The organism is Natranaerovirga pectinivora (assembly GCF_004342165.1).
GTDB lineage: Bacteria > Bacillota > Clostridia > Lachnospirales > DSM-24629 > Natranaerovirga > Natranaerovirga pectinivora.
Genome location: NZ_SMAL01000002.1, coordinates 495589 through 511012, shown reverse-complemented (window position 1 = coordinate 511012; position 15424 = coordinate 495589). Strand labels below are relative to the sequence as shown.

Sequence of the window (15424 nt, the reverse complement as noted above, 5' to 3'; positions counted from 1 at the left end):
AAATGCGTATTATATTATAGAATACAAAAATAGCTCTAAAGCCAAGAATGGAGGGGAATTGAAACCAATCCCCCCCAACTATTGACAAAGAGCCTTATATTATAGAATACAAAAATAGCTCTAAAGCCAAGAATGGAGGGGAATTGAAACCAATCCCCCCCAACTATTGACAAAGAGCCTAAATAACATTTGTAAACTACTTACTACTTCTTGTCCATCTGCAGCAGGCCTTACCCCAAAGTCTAGCATATAGGGTATGGGAATGTCTTCAGTTGCATATACCAAATTACTGAAATTAAACCAAAAAAAAGCACCTAAAACAGCAAACCAAAAGAACTTACCCTTTAAGGAAGCTACCATATTTATTAGTCTTCTGTACGTCATTTTTACCTACCTCAACCCTATTTCTTTTTTCCACTTTTTATTACTTTTTCTAAACTCTCTTTGAAACTTATATTTACAGATTTTTCATTCATTAATTCTTTATAATTCTTAATTTCTCCATCATTAAATTCAGCAATTAAACTGACTTGTTCTTTAGCTGTACTAACTGCAAAATAACGTTCACCTATTTTAATCAAATAAATTGCTTTATTATTTCCCAGCCTTAGACCTTCAATGATTTGCATGTTTTTGTGTTTATTTTGTTGATATTGTATTTTACTTAAGAATTTTGTCGTAAAATAAGCACCACCAAGAATCATGATAAATAATATTAGCAAAAGTATCAAGTACCAAAAATTTTCCATACCAACTGTTAATATTGTTTTCATATTTTACATCCTAACTGATTGCTTTTTTTACTGCTTCTAATACCCTATCTGCTTGGAATGGTTTTACGATAAAATCCTTAGCCCCTGATTGTATGGATTCAATTACCATTGCTTGTTGCCCCATAGCTGAACACATAATAACTTTTGCATTACCATCTAGTTCTTTTATTTTTTTAACCGCTTGAATCCCATCCATCTCTGGCATAGTAATATCCATAATTACTAAATCAGGTTTTAATTCTGTGAATTTTTCAACAGCTTTCAGTCCATTTTCAGCTTCACCAACAACATCGTAACCATTTTTTGTTAAAATATCTTTAATCATCATCCTCATAAAAGCTGCATCATCCACTATTAAAATATTTTTATCTGCCATATCTCTCTCTCCTTAATAATTCCTATTTATTTATGTTTAATAATATCTGTAACTCTTATTCCAAAGTTTTCATCAATAACAACTACTTCACCTTTTGCAACAAGCTTTCCATTAACTAAGACATCTATAGGTTCCCCTGCTATTTTATCAAGTTCTAAAATTGTTCCAGGTGCAAATTCTAATATTTCTTTAATTGATTTATGGGTTTTACCTAGCTCTACAGTAACTTCTAACGCCACGTCCATAATTAAATCAATATTTTCTTTTTGTTGCATTACCTCAGCCATATTAAAGTTTTGGAATTGGGCTGGTTGCACATTTATTTCTCTATGTGGTTGTTGATAATTATTATTCATTTGATACATATTAGGATTATGGCTTGGCTGCCCCATAGGCTGGTTATTAATAGGCGCCTCATATGTTGAAGGAGTTGGTTGTTCGTAACTTGCTATTTGTGGTTTTTCTTCAACTGTATTTTTTGTAACTTTTACTTCATCATTCTCTTTGGCATTTATAAAACTATTGTATAGATCCTTAGCAAAGGCCACAGGATATAATTGCATCATTTCACTATCCACTAAATCCCCGATTTTCATACTAAAAGAGACTTTTACAAAAGTATCAGACAAAAACTCTGCAATTTGATCTATATCTATAGAATCGTTTAAATCTATTAAGTTTGTTACTGGTGGGTTAATATCAATTTTTTTATCTAACATTGAAGACATGGACGTTGCCGCTGAACCTATCATTTGATTCATCGCTTCACTGATAGCACTAATATGCAATTCTGTAAACTCATCAGCTAGGTTAGTACCATCTCCACCCATCATTAAATCGGTAATAATTTTTGCATCTCTTTCTTTAATTATTAATAGGTTATTACCATCTAATCCTTCTTTATAATTTATCTGAATAAATACACAAGGTTTATCGTACTTCTCTACTAACTCATCCCAACCACAAAAAGTTATCTTTGGTGTTGTAATTGTCACCTTTTGATTGACTAATGTAAATAATGTAGTTGCTGCAGTCCCCATACTTATATTTGATATTTCACCTAAAGCATCCTTTTCTGACTCAGAAATCAAATCGTTATTATTTGATTTATCATCCTCCTCAGAATCATTCATCCCATTTAATAAAGCATTTATTTCTTCTTGAGATAACATTCCATCCATTATTAATCCTCCTCTCGAATTACAGAAGTAATTTGTATCGCATTTATATCTTTAAACATACCTGGTTTGGCAGTAAACTTTTTTATTTTACCAACAAAGACATCAATGTTATTGTCGATTTTTGTATCAAGTTTTATTATATCACCTTTTTGTAAATTAACAAAGTCATTTACTGAAATTTTACTATTACCAAGATTTATTCTAATTGGTATTTTTGCTTTAGATATAATAGTCTCAATTGCGTCTTTATAGTCTTCATTATCCTTTTGTTGCATTGTAGAAAACCAAAACTTGGTATTTAATTTATCCATTATTGGTTCAATACAAATATAAGGTAAGCAAATGTTTAATAATCCTTCTATTTTACCAATTTTTATACTTAAGGTAACCAAAGCGATCATTTCATTAGGGGATATAATTTGAGCGAACTGAGAATTAGTCTCTAATTTTTCTAAATGTGGCTCTAAATCTACTACACTTTTCCAAGGATCCCTTAATTCATTTATACAAACTGTAAAGATTTTTTCAAGTAAAATTCTTTCTATTTCAGAAAAGTCTCTTTGCTTTTCTAATGGTTTTCCTTTGCCGCCTAGCATTCTATCTATAATGGCATACCCTATATTTACTGAGAAATCCATTACAATATTCCCTTTTAAAGGTGAAAAATTAACAATACCTAATAATACTGGGTTTGATAAGGCATTTGAAAATTCAGAATAACTGATAGCTTCTGCATTTATGACTTCAGCTTGAACAGATGTTCTCAGATATCCCGGTAATGCTGTCGCTATTAATCGTGAATAATGTTCAAATATTATCTCTAATGTTCTTAGGTGCTCTTTAGAAAATTTAGAAGGTCTTGCAAAATCATAGTCCTTAACTTTCTTTTCTATAGCATTTTGTTTGTATTCTTCTACATCCAATTCCCCAGAACTTAATGCATTCAAAAGATTGTCTATCTCATTTTGTGACAATACCTCGCCCACTATATCTCACCTCCATTTAGAATTGCATTTATTAATTATAGATATACTCTCTAAATATAGTCTCCACAATTACATTCGTATTTAACACTTCATTTAAATGATTGGCTATATCTTTACCTAATTCTTTTGTTCCTACATTTGTTATTACTTCTTCATATGTTTTAAAACTTGCTGCTGAACGAATCTGCGCAATAATATATTGTTCTTGTTCAGCCATTAAGGTCATTATTCTTTTTGAATCTTTGTCTTTTTTATTGATAGTAAATCCTACACTAAATCTTAAAACGTGATTTTTATTAGTTGTTATAGACCTAGCATTTACAGATATTTGATCATCTATCATAATAATTTCTAAATCTTCAATGGGAATATTTCCAACTGTATCTTCATTAATTAACTCTAAATCCAATACTTGTTCCATCGTTGTAACAATTTTATTAACTCTTGTTAATGGTGGCAATGCAAGTATAATAAGTAATGTTGTAAGAATTAAATTGACTACTAGCAATGCTATCCCTATTGGTAATAATATTTTACCTTTTTCCATGTACGCCTCTCCTTACTTGCTTTTACTTTTGTAATTTATTTATTATTTTTATTTCTACTCTACGATTTTTTGCTCTTCCTTGAACAGTGCTATTATCATCTATTGGCCTGTATTCACCGTACCCAACAGCAAATAATTTTTCAGGACTAAACTCTTTATGAGTCATTAAGAAATTTGCAACTGTAATGGCTCTTGCAGAAGATAGATGCCAATTACTAGGGAATTGGATCGTATTCATAGGGACATTATCCGTATGACCTTCTATGGCTATTTCGTTATCTTCATATCTTTTTAGTACATTACCAATAATATCTATTAACTCTGCACCATCAGGCTTAAGTTCAGCTTTTCCACTGTCAAAAAGAATAGCCCCTTCTAATGATAATTGTATATATTGAGCTGAATATGTAATTTCTACTCGATCTGAAATATTCTGTTCATCTAGATATTCACCAATATCATTAGCAATCTCTCTAGCATTTTCTAGCCTATTATCAAAATCTTGAAAATCTTCACCATCACTTTGCTCTAAGTAAAACCCTAGTATATCTAATTGTGATATACCACTTGTTATTAATTCACCAACTTCTATTGCTTGTCCTCCTGGCATTAGATCAATATTATTGTCAAATGAATTGATTATTGCTTTGAATTTAGTAATATCAATTGTAGACATCGCAAACAATAAGACAAAGAAACATAGTAACAAAGTAACCATATCGCCATATGTACTCATCCATGCTGGTGAACCAGCTTTTGAAGGTTCATTTTTAGATCTTCTTGCCATTAAGCAACACCTTCTTTATCTTCCTCTTCTTCACCATCATTTTTTGATAAATCATTTCTTAATGTTGGTGATAAGAAGGCTTTTAATTTTTCTTCAATTACACGAGGATTTTCACCTGCTTGAATGGACAATAATCCTTCTATCATTACTTCCTTAAGTAATACTTCTTCGGCACTTCTCACTTTTAATTTGTTTGATATTGGAATTGCAATAAAATTGGCTAATAATGACCCATATAAAGTTGTTAATAATGCAACTGACATACTTGGACCAATTGTTGATGGATCATCTAAGGATTTTAACATATTGATTAATCCAATTAATGTACCAATCATACCCCATGCAGGACCATAGGCTCCAATATTTTCCCAAAAACCTTGAACATCTTTATGTCTATTTTCAATAAATGCCATTTCTGTTTCTAGAATGTTTCTTACCAATTCTGGGTCTGTACCATCTACAATAAGAAGTACGCCTTTTTTTAGGAAGTCATCATTAATCTCCTCTGAGGCTTCTTCTAATGCCAATAACCCTTCTTTTCTAGCTACATTTGACAAATCTATTATTCTCTTTATCACTGTACCTTCATTTAGATCTGTATCCTTAAAGATATGTACAATAGCTTTAAATGAGTTTAAAAACTTTTTTAAAGGATATGATATTAAAACTGCTGAAAAAGTACCACCGATGGTAATCATTACTGATGGTGCATTTGCAAAAGACCATATATCACCTTCCAAAAGTATGGATGCCAAAACAAAAAAGACACCAGCTATTAAACCTATTATTGATGCTATATCCATGTCCCCACCTCACTATCGTATTTATTATTCTTTATGTATTTTAGTCCTATTGTTGTATTAGAGCAATGCTATTACATTTTCTCTTATAATTTACAAAAAGCGTCATTATTTCTTCTCTTTGTTCTTTAACAATTATTTTTTTACCTGTTGTAAGCGTAATAATTGTATCTGGTGTATCTTCAATATATTCTATTAAATCAGGATTAATTGATATTTTTATATTATTAATTTTTGTTACTTCTATCATAATAAACACCTTTTTAAAAACGAAGGATGAAAGACTTTCATCCTTCGTTATCTATTATCTTTTTAAGTTAACCAATTCTTGTAACATTTCATCTGACGAAGTAATGATTCTAGAATTCGCTTGAAAACCTCTTTGAGTTGTAATCATTTCTGTAAACTCTCTTGATAAGTCAACATTTGACATTTCAAGAACACCTGCATTTAAGGCGCCTCCTGTTGCTGTTGGATCCATACCAATACCATCAAAATCACCAGAGTTAGTTGTTACTTGGAATAGATTGTTTCCAACTTTTTGAAGTCCCGCTGGATTTCTAAATTGAGCTATAACAACTTGTCCTAATAATTTATTTTCTCCATTTGTATATCTACCTTGTATTTTTCCATCAGGTCCAATACTAAAACCAGACATTGTACCTGCTTCTCTACCTGCACCAAAACCACTTGTATCTCCTCTAACAGATTGTATAGAAGTTTTGCCTGAAAACAATGTTAATTGACTTAAATCAACAGTTAAAGGTTCTGCCATCTCCGAAAAATCCGTAGCACCATTTAAGCCTGTAATGTTTAATTGTGTATCCCCTGTTAAATTAACTTTTCCTGTTGCAGGATTAAAAGAAACAGTAACTGAGTCAGTTCCAACAGCTTTCGTTTCCCCTTTAGAATCTTTTACTGCACCAACGGTTATTGCAAAGTCAGTATCGCCTGCTGTACTAGTTAACTTTAACTCTGCAGTATATCTGTACCCTAAGCTATCGTAAAAACTGATAGTAAAAGGTACGCCTCCATTTAATGGGTCTAACTGAGTATCATTTCGATCAATATTACCTTCTAAATATACATTTGTAGTTTTTTCCGGCTCAGAGTACAAATTTGCTGGTGATAATATAGATAAAGATTCTACAACACCTTTTTCTATTTCACCTGTATTATTATTAACACCCCAGCCCATTAACTTTTGTCCTTCAGGACTTACAATATTACCACTTGAATCAATTCTAAACGCACCCGCTCTTGTAAATTTATAACCGGATCCATCATCAACAACAAAAAAACCTTCTCCTTCTACTTTTAAATCTAAAGGATTATCTGTTCTTTGAGCTGCTCCTTCTGTCATTAATGTATCTATTGATGCAATATTAACCCCTAGGCCAACTTGCATTGGGTTTGTACCACCACGACCAGTTGCTTCATTAGCACCACTTGCACCTTGAAGCGTTTGATTAAAAACCTCACTAAAAGTAACTCTTCCCGCTTTAAAGCCCGCTGTGTTAACATTTGCAATATTATTACCAATAACATCCATTTTTGTTTGGTGAACTCTTAATCCAGAAATTCCCGAATACATTGAACGCATCATAATGCATTGACCTCCTTTAATTACTGTGTAACCTCTTCTTTCATTCAGAGGTTAATAGCTTCCATCTTGGTCCAGCTATAGTATCACAGCACCATCTATATTACTAAATATCTGTTCTTCTGTTGATTCTTGTTCCATTGCTGTAATTACCGTTTGGTTTGGTATATTAATTACAAAGGCAATATTATCCATTAATACCAATGACTCTTTAATTCCTTTAGTCTTGGCTTTTAGTACACCATCCTCAAGGCGTTCCATCTGATTTTGAGTAAGTTCTATATTTCTCTTTAACAACCTTTCATTGGCATGTTTAGAGAATTTTATACCTTCTTGCTTTGTAATGATTTGTTCTTGTAAAACTGACTCAAAAGATTTCTTACCTTTTAAGATATCAACCTTATCTTGTTCCCTGTTTCTTTCAACCTGTATTGGAGGAAAATGGTGTTTTTGTATTTTCATAAAATCCCTCCTAAAAAAAACTTTATTTATATACTACTTGCTTCATTCTCAGAAACACTCTCAACATCTTCTAAATTAAGAAGTTTGTTATTAACTTGTAAGTATGTTTTTCCGTTGGATACTTTAACAGATTCTACTTTTCCTTCTGTTACTACAGTTTCTTGAGTATCTGGGTCTACTGTTTTAACTAAAACATGTTTGCCTATTAGAGAAAGCTTTTGTTGTGTCAGTATGTTTTGATTAAGTGCTTTAATGGCATCTAAAGTTGAAAGCTTTGCCATTTGATTAACTATATCACCTTCATTGTATACCAACTTAACTTCGTCTAATGATACTGTTACATCATTTACTTGTAGTTGAACTTTTCCATTAACAACATTTACAGCTTCTACTATGCCTTCAACTTCAGTTACTTCATTGGTAAAAGGGTTTACTGTTATTGCAATAACATCTTTTCCAATTAAAGCATATCCTTGTTGTGCCATCATCGTTGTATTAATGTTTTGCATTTGTTCCAGTGCTGAAAACTGAGCCATTTGAGCTAAAAAGTCAGTATCACTTGTTGGATTTAGTGGATCTTGATATCTCATTTGAGTGACTAATAATTGAAGAAAAGCATCTTTTCCTAAATCATTATTGCTATTTTTTGTCTGTTGAGGATTATATGATTGCATTAACATTTTCTGTACATCATTTACTGAACTCATTTTTAAACCTCCTTAAACTGTATAATTAATGACTGATTCTTCTTCTAATATATTTTTTTCTTCTATTGCCACTTCTTCTGATAGATCTTCTTCCATTAATTCATTGATTCTTTGAATCTTTAGATTTTTCTTAGTAGATCCTTTTTGATTGTCCTGTGTTGAATCTTTTTCTTTATCTTGATTAAAGGGTTCGTTAGATAACACAACTTCTATCTTATCTACCTTTATGCCTTGTTGGTCTAATGATTCTTTTAAGTGAACCACTTGACTTTCAATAGCTTCTTTAACAAATTGATTTTGAGCTACAAATCTTGCTGAAATAGAACCTTGGTTTGATATTAGGGAGAAGTTAATTTTCCCTAAATGTTCTGGGTTAAGTTGAAACTCCATTTTTGTTATTTCAGGTTTTATTTGTACTTTAATTTGTTCTGCTATTTGTTTTATAATTTGTTCGTAATCTAAAGCTGTATCAGCATCTAAAGTCTCAATATGTGGCTGTAAAAAAGTTTCTAGCTTTTGCTCAAATTTTTCCATAAAAGAACTTGTTACTTCAGAATTTACTTCCTTATGTATCGTGTCTTTTTCCGTTACTTCAATAGTAATATTTGTTTTTTCTGTAGATCCTGAATGGGCTTTTTCGCTTTCTTCATCTTTAAAGTTATTTGTAAAATTATAATTTTCTTTTGAAGTTTCCTGTGGTAGTTTTTCAATATTAGTATTCAAATGTTCAATTTCTTTGTCATTTACCATATGATTTAAATCTCTTACTTCTTGGAACATTAATTTTATATCTTGTGACAACTCTTTGTCTGATAGTATCTCAAGGATATTAGAAACTTCTAGTATTTCAACAGTTAAATCTTGAAGTTTATCAACTGTAAATAAATCTTTTAATTCCAAGTTCATTGAACTAAGATAGTCCATTAATATTTCCGGGGTAATTCCTAATTGCTCTGTAATAATTCTTATTAATTTCAATTCAATTGATTCTTCTTCTTTTTCTAGGCTTTCAGTATCTTCTACCGGCTTAATTTCTTTACCACTTAATTGATACTTCTTTTCTGCAAAATTATTATCCACTGAATTATTAGAAGCTTCTTCTACCTTATTACTTTTTTTAGTATATTGGTCCATAATCTTACTAAAGTTATCTCCTAATGCTTTAACAGGTGATTTTAAATTCATAGTTTCTTGAGACATGACCTTGGTACTTATAATACTAAATCCTTCCATTCTCTATCCTCCTTTCTTTGTTTTTTTGCTAGGCTTAAGGTGCCATCATTCTTGTGATTCTTGCTGCAGTTGTTGGATTCATAGCACCTAATATTTTAGCGCGCTGTTCAGTATTTATATTTTTAAGGATAAGAACAACCAAGTCTAAATCTGTAGTCATTGTTTCTAATATTCTTGCAGCTTCCCCAGGCTTCATGCTTTGATAAGTTTCTGCATACTTTTTGGCCTGTTCATCATAAAGATACTGTTCAATGACTCTTTCATATATTTGTGCTGCATTTTGAGGAAATATGGATTCATAAAACTGTTTGTACTCATTTATATCGGGTGCTTTGTCATTAAAAACAACCACTTCATCAAATTTGGATTTATCTTCTAAAAAATCTATATACCTATTTTCAAACTCTTGAAGTCTACTTACTTCTCTTCTAAGCCTATCTGTTTCTTCATTTAAGTTTCTAATTTCACTGTTTTTATTAGCTACAACGACCTCTAGCTCTTTTAATCTATATACAGCCTCTTCTACTGTTTCAAAAGCATAAGGATTCTCTTTTTTATCTATTTCAAGTTGATTTTCTCTAACTTTTTCTTTTGGTAGCATTAAATTCAATACAGGTACATCATTGATTAAAGGTCTCATTACTTGATTCCCTAGACCAGCAATATCTAACTTTATAAGCAATATAAATCCACCTAATAATAAAACTGTAATACCTACCCCTATTAAGATAGAAATTATGCTTCCTTTAATTGTGTTTGTTTTTTCATTTTTGGACATGGTCAACCTCCAGTCTTTTGGGGTTTAAAATATTTATAACTGATTAATTCATCCACTATTTTATTCTCTTTAAGTTTTTCATCTTCTAAGAATCTTTCGAAATCTTTTTCCTTGAGCTTTTCATAAGTTTTTCTATCGATAACAGCAGTATTCATATCAATTCTAGTTATTTCTAGTTTTTGTTCTAATTCTGCTAGTTTACTTTCTTCTTCTTTACAAAACTCTACTATTCTTTCTAATCCATTATAGTAATCTCTAAGATTTTTAGCTGTTACTACTCTTTTCACATTGGTTTTTAGATTGTTCTCATAATCATCTTTTTTATCATACATTCTATACAATTCATCTAGTTGTGAAGAATGGGCCTGTACAGCATTAAAATAGGACAACTTCTTCTGATCCTCAATTTTATGTTTAATCTCTAATATGTTTTGAAACTTATATTTAAACTTTGACATTCTATCACCTATTCATTAAATAAATTGGTTAACTGATTTAAAGTTTCTTCAAATGGTAAATTTTCATTTGTACTTTGTTTCAAGAATTCATTAATCCTATTTATCATTCTTACAGCATAGTCAATTTCTTTATTAGATCCTTTTTTATATGCACCAATATTTATAATATCTTCAGATTCTCTATATGTAGCTAAAGTTGATTTTAATTTATTGGCTAATGCTTTATGTTCATCTGATGCGATATCATTCATAACACGTGAAATACTATTTAGAACATCAATAGCTGGAAAATGATTTTTATTGGCTAAATTTCTAGATAACATAACATGTCCATCTAAAATTCCTCTGGCAGTATCCGTTATTGGCTCATTAAAATCATCCCCGTCTACTAAAACTGTGTACAATCCTGTTATAGACCCTTCTGAGGATGTTCCAGCTCTTTCTAAGAGTTTAGGCATTTGAGCAAATACACTAGGCGTATATCCTCTTGTTACAGGTGGTTCACCAATAGCTAAGCCAATTTCTCTCTGAGCCATTGAAAATCGTGTTAGTGAGTCCATCATTAAAAGGACATCTTTTCCTTGATCTCTAAAATATTCGGCAATAGCAGTAGCTGTTTTTGCAGCTTTTTGCCTAATTAAAGCAGGTTGATCTGAGGTAGCAACAACTACAACAGATTGTTTAAGACCTTCTTCTCCTAAATCTCTTTCAATAAACTCCCTAACCTCTCTACCACGTTCACCAATAAGTGCTATGACATTTATATCTGAGGATGCATTTTTAGCAATCATTCCTAGTATAGTACTTTTACCTACACCACTTCCCGCGAAAATACCAATCCTTTGACCTTTTCCCACCGTTAATAATCCATCCACAGCTTTAATACCTAATGGTAATGGCATTTCTATTCTGTTTCTCTTTAAAGGGTTTGGTGGTGGCGCTTCTATAGGATAGTAATCTTCAGCTTTTATATCCGATGAATTAAGTGGTCGGCCTAATCCATCTAAAACTTTGCCTAAAAGTTCATTTCCAACAGGCACTTTTAATGGCTCACCTTTTGCTTCCACAATGCTACCAAGCCCAATACCTTCAATACTTCCTAATGGCATAAGTAATATCCTATTATCTCTAAATCCTACAGCTTCTGCCAAAACTTTTTTATTGTCACTCTTAGAAGAAATTGCACATAAATCACCTAAGTTTACACTTGGACCAATAGACTCTATTGTTAATCCAATTACTTTTGAAACACTACCTAGCTGCTTTATATAGGATTTATTTAATAAGTCTTTGTATTTGTTAAAATTGATAGTTTTCATAAACTTCAATTCCTTTCCAGTTTCCAAGGCATTAAGTGTATAATAATAGTGTCATTCTCTTTTATATATCCCTTATTTGGAGAGCAGTTCCAAGTCTGCAATCAATTCTGTTAATTGAGTATCAACGCTTGAATTAATTATGCCATTTTCAGTTTCGATAAAACATTGACCCTTTTCAAGCTTGGTATTACTTACTATATTGATCTTCACATTTGGATTACCCATATTAATTACATCTTTACTATGATCAATAATGTAGTTATAGTCATCTATAGCTACATTAATAAGGTATTCCCTAGCGGATTCTCTTGATCTGATGCCTTCATTTATTAAGTAGAGTATAATTTCTTTTTTGTTTTCTACCAGAATGCCTGTCATTTTTTCAATTATGGCAATCACTAGTTGAACGAATTCAGGTTCTAAAGATTCTATTAAGTTATTGTATTTCTCCTCTAATTGAATTTCTTCTTGTTTAAGTTTGTTTATTAGTTGGTCCGCCTCTAACTTCCCAATAGAATATCCTTCACTATAGCCTTGAGAATATCCTTGTTCTTTTCCTTCTTCGTATGCATTCTTTTTAATAACTTCAGCCTGTTTTTGTGCATCTTCCATCATCTGATTGATTTTTTGCTGTGCTTCTTCTTCTTTTAATTTATAATCAATTTCTGTAGAGATAGGCACTATGTTAGATTCCTCATCTTCTGAATCTTTATTAATAATTCTTGGATTTGTATTCTCAATTTTGATAACTTTTTTATTTTCTGGTGAAAAGGTAACAAATGACGATTTAAATAGATTAGACAACTATTTCGTCACCTCCACCTCGAGATATAACTATCTCTGCAGCATCCTCAAGTTTTCTTATAATATTAACAATTTTTTGTTGTGATTCTTCAACATCTTTAAGTCGCACAGGACCCATATACTCCATATCTTCTTTTATCATAGTTGCTAAACGTTTAGATAAGTTGTTAAAGATAACATTTTGCACTTCTTCTCCTGCCCCCTTAAGAGCAATTGCCAAGTCGTTGTTATCAACTTCTCTAAGAACCCTTTGAATAGATCTATCATCAAGAGCAATAATATCTTCGAATACAAACATTTTCTTTCTAATTTCTTCTGCTAATTCTGTATCTTCTATTTCCAATGTTTCCATAATGTGTTTCTCTGTACTTCTATCTACTGAGTTAAGTATTTGAACAATACTATCTACGCCACCAACAACTGTATAATCTTGTGTCACTAATGAAGATAATTTTCTTTCCAATACATTTTCTACATCTTTAATAACATCAGGAGATGTTCTATCCATTTGTGCAATACGTTTTGCTACATCTGATTGCTTTTCCCCTGGTAAAGCAGCCAAAATCAAACCCGCTTGTGCTGGTGACAAGTAAGATAAAATTAAAGCGATGGTTTGATTATGCTCTTCTGAAATAAAATTTAACAACTGGCTTGGATCTGTCTTTCTTATAAATTCAAAAGGTCTTACTTGTAATGACGCAGTTAATCTTCCAATAACATCTTTAGCCTTATCATTACCTAAAGCTTTTTCAAGTAATTCTTTTGCATAAGAAATACCCCCCTCAGCAATATACTGTTGTGCTAGACATATTTCATAGAATTCCTGTAGCACCGCTTCTTTTGCTTTAGGAGATACACTTCTTGTATTAGCTATTTCAAGGGTAAGTTGTTCTATTTCTTCATCTTTAAGATGTTTAAAAACTTCTGAAGATTTTTCAGGACCAAGAGTTATTAATAAAGTTGCTGCTTTTTGAACACCTGTCATTGTTTTGTCTTTTGCCATATTATCACTCCCAATCCTCATTTAACCAATTTCTTAGTAATTGAGCTACTGCATCTGGTTTTTCTTCTACAAATTTTTCAATTTGTTTTCTTGTTTCAGATTTATCATCAAATTCGATATCATCTAAGTGTTGATGTTCTTTTGTAGTTGCTAACATATCTTCTACAGATAATTCTGGCTCTATTTCTGTTATTTCAACTGGTTCCATTCCTTTATAAACAACAAAAGCTAATAAAGCAATTATAAGTATGGTTAGCCCTAATGTAATGTAGTTTGTCCAAGGCGTTCTCGTAACAACTTTGTCATAGAATATAGGAATTTCATACCCTATAACTTGCACATTAGGAATACCTGTAGCGTTTCTTACTAGGTTTACAACTTCATCTCCTACATCAAATAACACTCTTTCACTATGAATTTCTTTATATTCTTCAAAGGTCATATTTTCTAACAACCCTCTACGTTCCAATACCTCTTCGTCATGTATAACAAAGTCATTTACAACAACTGCAATAGAAGAAGAATCAAACAATATTTGTCCAATACCTTTTTCTGCACTTACGATTGTCTTGTTAACATTATAATTAATTTGGCTAATGGTCGTATTACTTTCAGACATACTTCCATCAGGCATAAAATACTCTGGTACAGCATTCCCATCTATCCCAGGCGCTCCACCAGCAACCCCATTCACACCACTTGATTCATATTGATAACTTGAACCAGGAATCCCAGTAGCCTGTCCGTTTGGAGTGGAATAAATCTCTGAAACAGAAGATTCTTTATCAAAATCCACTACAAGATTCACAACAACTTCTGCATCGTCATAAATACCCAAACTTAATAATGCAGACATAACATCTTTTCTTATAACGTCACTTCTTTGTCTTACTATATCAAAATTATTTCCTGGACTATTATAATCATTGCCATCGCCAAGAAACAGAATATTCCCTCTTTGATCAATCACTTTAATATTCTCATTCTTTAAGTTGGGTACTGCTGCGGCTAAAAAGTTAACAATGCCTAAAACTTGATTATTTGAAAATGATGGTTCTGTTGTTAATAAAACGCTGGCTGTTGATTCTCTATGTTGGTCAAATATTGTTCTATCTTGATTTGGAATAACCAGATTAACTATTGCATCTGATATACCATCCATTGTTTTAATACTATTTGCTAATTCTTGCCTAAAGGCTAGTTGATGCATTTGATTTCTTGCTGTTTCAGTTGTACTAAAACTTGTATTAAAAGCATCTTCATAAGTAAAACCTGTCGTAGGAATGCCTTTTTGACCTAAAGCCATATTTGCATCCGCAATTTGTTTTGCATCTACTTGAACACTGGATCCATCAGGTGATACTTTGTATCTAATACTACTTTCACTTAGTATGTCCCTAATTTCTGCCGCTTGTCGTGGAGTGAGATTGTTAGATAGCATTACAAACTTTGGTTGGTTAATTACAAGTATTAATATGGATAAAGCTGCGATTACTAAAATTGCTATTCCGAACATTTTTAATTTTTGCTTTTTATCATATTTTTCAAAAAAACTTGTAATTTGCTGTGAAAAATTGTTTAAAGTTTCATTCATTCTTACACCCCTT

19 protein-coding genes are annotated in these 15424 nt (G+C 31.5%); all 19 read right to left on the bottom strand.

From position 1 onward, the window contains the following. Nucleotides 1–120: 120 nt before the first annotated feature. The gene (locus tag EDC18_RS04830; protein WP_132250837.1) at nt 121–384 is read right to left on the bottom strand and encodes a hypothetical protein; all 264 of its coding nucleotides are present in this window, start codon (nt 382–384) and stop codon (nt 121–123) included. Nucleotides 385–401: 17 nt separating this feature from the next. Beyond that, nucleotides 402–773, bottom strand: a complete 372-nt coding sequence (locus tag EDC18_RS04825) for a flagellar biosynthetic protein FliO (RefSeq protein ID WP_132250835.1) — start codon at nt 771–773, stop codon at nt 402–404. A 10-nt stretch (nt 774–783) separates the two neighbouring features. Continuing rightward, nucleotides 784–1149 carry a response regulator gene (locus EDC18_RS04820; RefSeq protein ID WP_132250833.1) on the bottom strand — a complete coding sequence of 122 codons (366 nt, stop codon included), beginning with the start codon at nt 1147–1149 and terminating at the stop codon, nt 784–786. Between the two features lie 26 nt (nt 1150–1175). Then, nucleotides 1176–2330, bottom strand: coding sequence for a flagellar motor switch phosphatase FliY (gene fliY, locus EDC18_RS04815; RefSeq protein WP_132250831.1), 1155 nt, complete (start codon nt 2328–2330; stop codon nt 1176–1178). Between the two features lie 2 nt (nt 2331–2332). Beyond that, nucleotides 2333–3316 carry a flagellar motor switch protein FliM gene (gene fliM, locus EDC18_RS04810; protein WP_132250829.1) on the bottom strand — a complete coding sequence of 328 codons (984 nt, stop codon included), beginning with the start codon at nt 3314–3316 and terminating at the stop codon, nt 2333–2335. 31 nt (nt 3317–3347) lie between these two features. Continuing rightward, complete coding sequence (locus tag EDC18_RS04805; RefSeq protein WP_132250827.1) at nt 3348–3863, bottom strand: flagellar basal body-associated FliL family protein; 516 nt, start codon at nt 3861–3863, stop codon at nt 3348–3350. Nucleotides 3864–3885: 22 nt separating this feature from the next. Then, nucleotides 3886–4650 carry an OmpA family protein gene (locus EDC18_RS04800; RefSeq protein ID WP_132250825.1) on the bottom strand — a complete coding sequence of 255 codons (765 nt, stop codon included), beginning with the start codon at nt 4648–4650 and terminating at the stop codon, nt 3886–3888. Beyond that, nucleotides 4650–5453, bottom strand: coding sequence for a flagellar motor protein (locus EDC18_RS04795; protein ID WP_132250823.1), 804 nt, complete (start codon nt 5451–5453; stop codon nt 4650–4652). The genes EDC18_RS04800 and EDC18_RS04795 overlap by 1 nt, the downstream gene beginning before the upstream one ends. A gap of 46 nt (nt 5454–5499) precedes the next feature. Continuing rightward, nucleotides 5500–5700, bottom strand: a complete 201-nt coding sequence (locus EDC18_RS04790; RefSeq protein WP_132250821.1) for a flagellar FlbD family protein — start codon at nt 5698–5700, stop codon at nt 5500–5502. 54 nt (nt 5701–5754) lie between these two features. Further along, on the bottom strand, nt 5755–7056 hold the full coding sequence (locus EDC18_RS04785; RefSeq protein WP_132250819.1) for a flagellar hook protein FlgE: 1302 nt from the start codon (nt 7054–7056) through the stop codon (nt 5755–5757). 75 nt (nt 7057–7131) lie between these two features. Continuing rightward, nucleotides 7132–7515 carry a TIGR02530 family flagellar biosynthesis protein gene (locus EDC18_RS04780; RefSeq protein ID WP_132250817.1) on the bottom strand — a complete coding sequence of 128 codons (384 nt, stop codon included), beginning with the start codon at nt 7513–7515 and terminating at the stop codon, nt 7132–7134. A gap of 26 nt (nt 7516–7541) precedes the next feature. After that, nucleotides 7542–8222, bottom strand: coding sequence for a flagellar hook assembly protein FlgD (locus EDC18_RS04775; RefSeq protein ID WP_132250815.1), 681 nt, complete (start codon nt 8220–8222; stop codon nt 7542–7544). A gap of 12 nt (nt 8223–8234) precedes the next feature. Next, complete coding sequence (locus EDC18_RS04770; protein WP_132250813.1) at nt 8235–9455, bottom strand: flagellar hook-length control protein FliK; 1221 nt, start codon at nt 9453–9455, stop codon at nt 8235–8237. Nucleotides 9456–9489: 34 nt separating this feature from the next. Next, complete coding sequence (locus EDC18_RS04765) at nt 9490–10233, bottom strand: MotE family protein (protein WP_132250811.1); 744 nt, start codon at nt 10231–10233, stop codon at nt 9490–9492. A gap of 2 nt (nt 10234–10235) precedes the next feature. Further along, nucleotides 10236–10691, bottom strand: coding sequence for a flagellar export protein FliJ (gene fliJ / locus EDC18_RS04760; protein WP_132250809.1), 456 nt, complete (start codon nt 10689–10691; stop codon nt 10236–10238). 8 nt (nt 10692–10699) lie between these two features. Continuing rightward, nucleotides 10700–12010 (bottom strand): flagellar protein export ATPase FliI, encoded by a 1311-nt coding sequence (gene fliI, locus EDC18_RS04755; RefSeq protein ID WP_132250807.1) that lies wholly within the window; start codon nt 12008–12010, stop codon nt 10700–10702. A gap of 72 nt (nt 12011–12082) precedes the next feature. Continuing rightward, nucleotides 12083–12814: a FliH/SctL family protein gene (locus EDC18_RS04750; protein ID WP_132250805.1), complete on the bottom strand. Its 732-nt coding sequence runs from the start codon at nt 12812–12814 to the stop codon at nt 12083–12085. After that, nucleotides 12807–13817: a flagellar motor switch protein FliG gene (gene fliG, locus EDC18_RS04745; RefSeq protein WP_132250803.1), complete on the bottom strand. Its 1011-nt coding sequence runs from the start codon at nt 13815–13817 to the stop codon at nt 12807–12809. Before fliG ends, EDC18_RS04750 begins: the two co-directional genes overlap by 8 nt. 4 nt (nt 13818–13821) lie before the next feature. Further along, nucleotides 13822–15411 (bottom strand): flagellar basal-body MS-ring/collar protein FliF, encoded by a 1590-nt coding sequence (gene fliF / locus EDC18_RS04740; RefSeq protein WP_132250801.1) that lies wholly within the window; start codon nt 15409–15411, stop codon nt 13822–13824. Between the last annotated feature and the right edge of the window lie 13 nt (nt 15412–15424).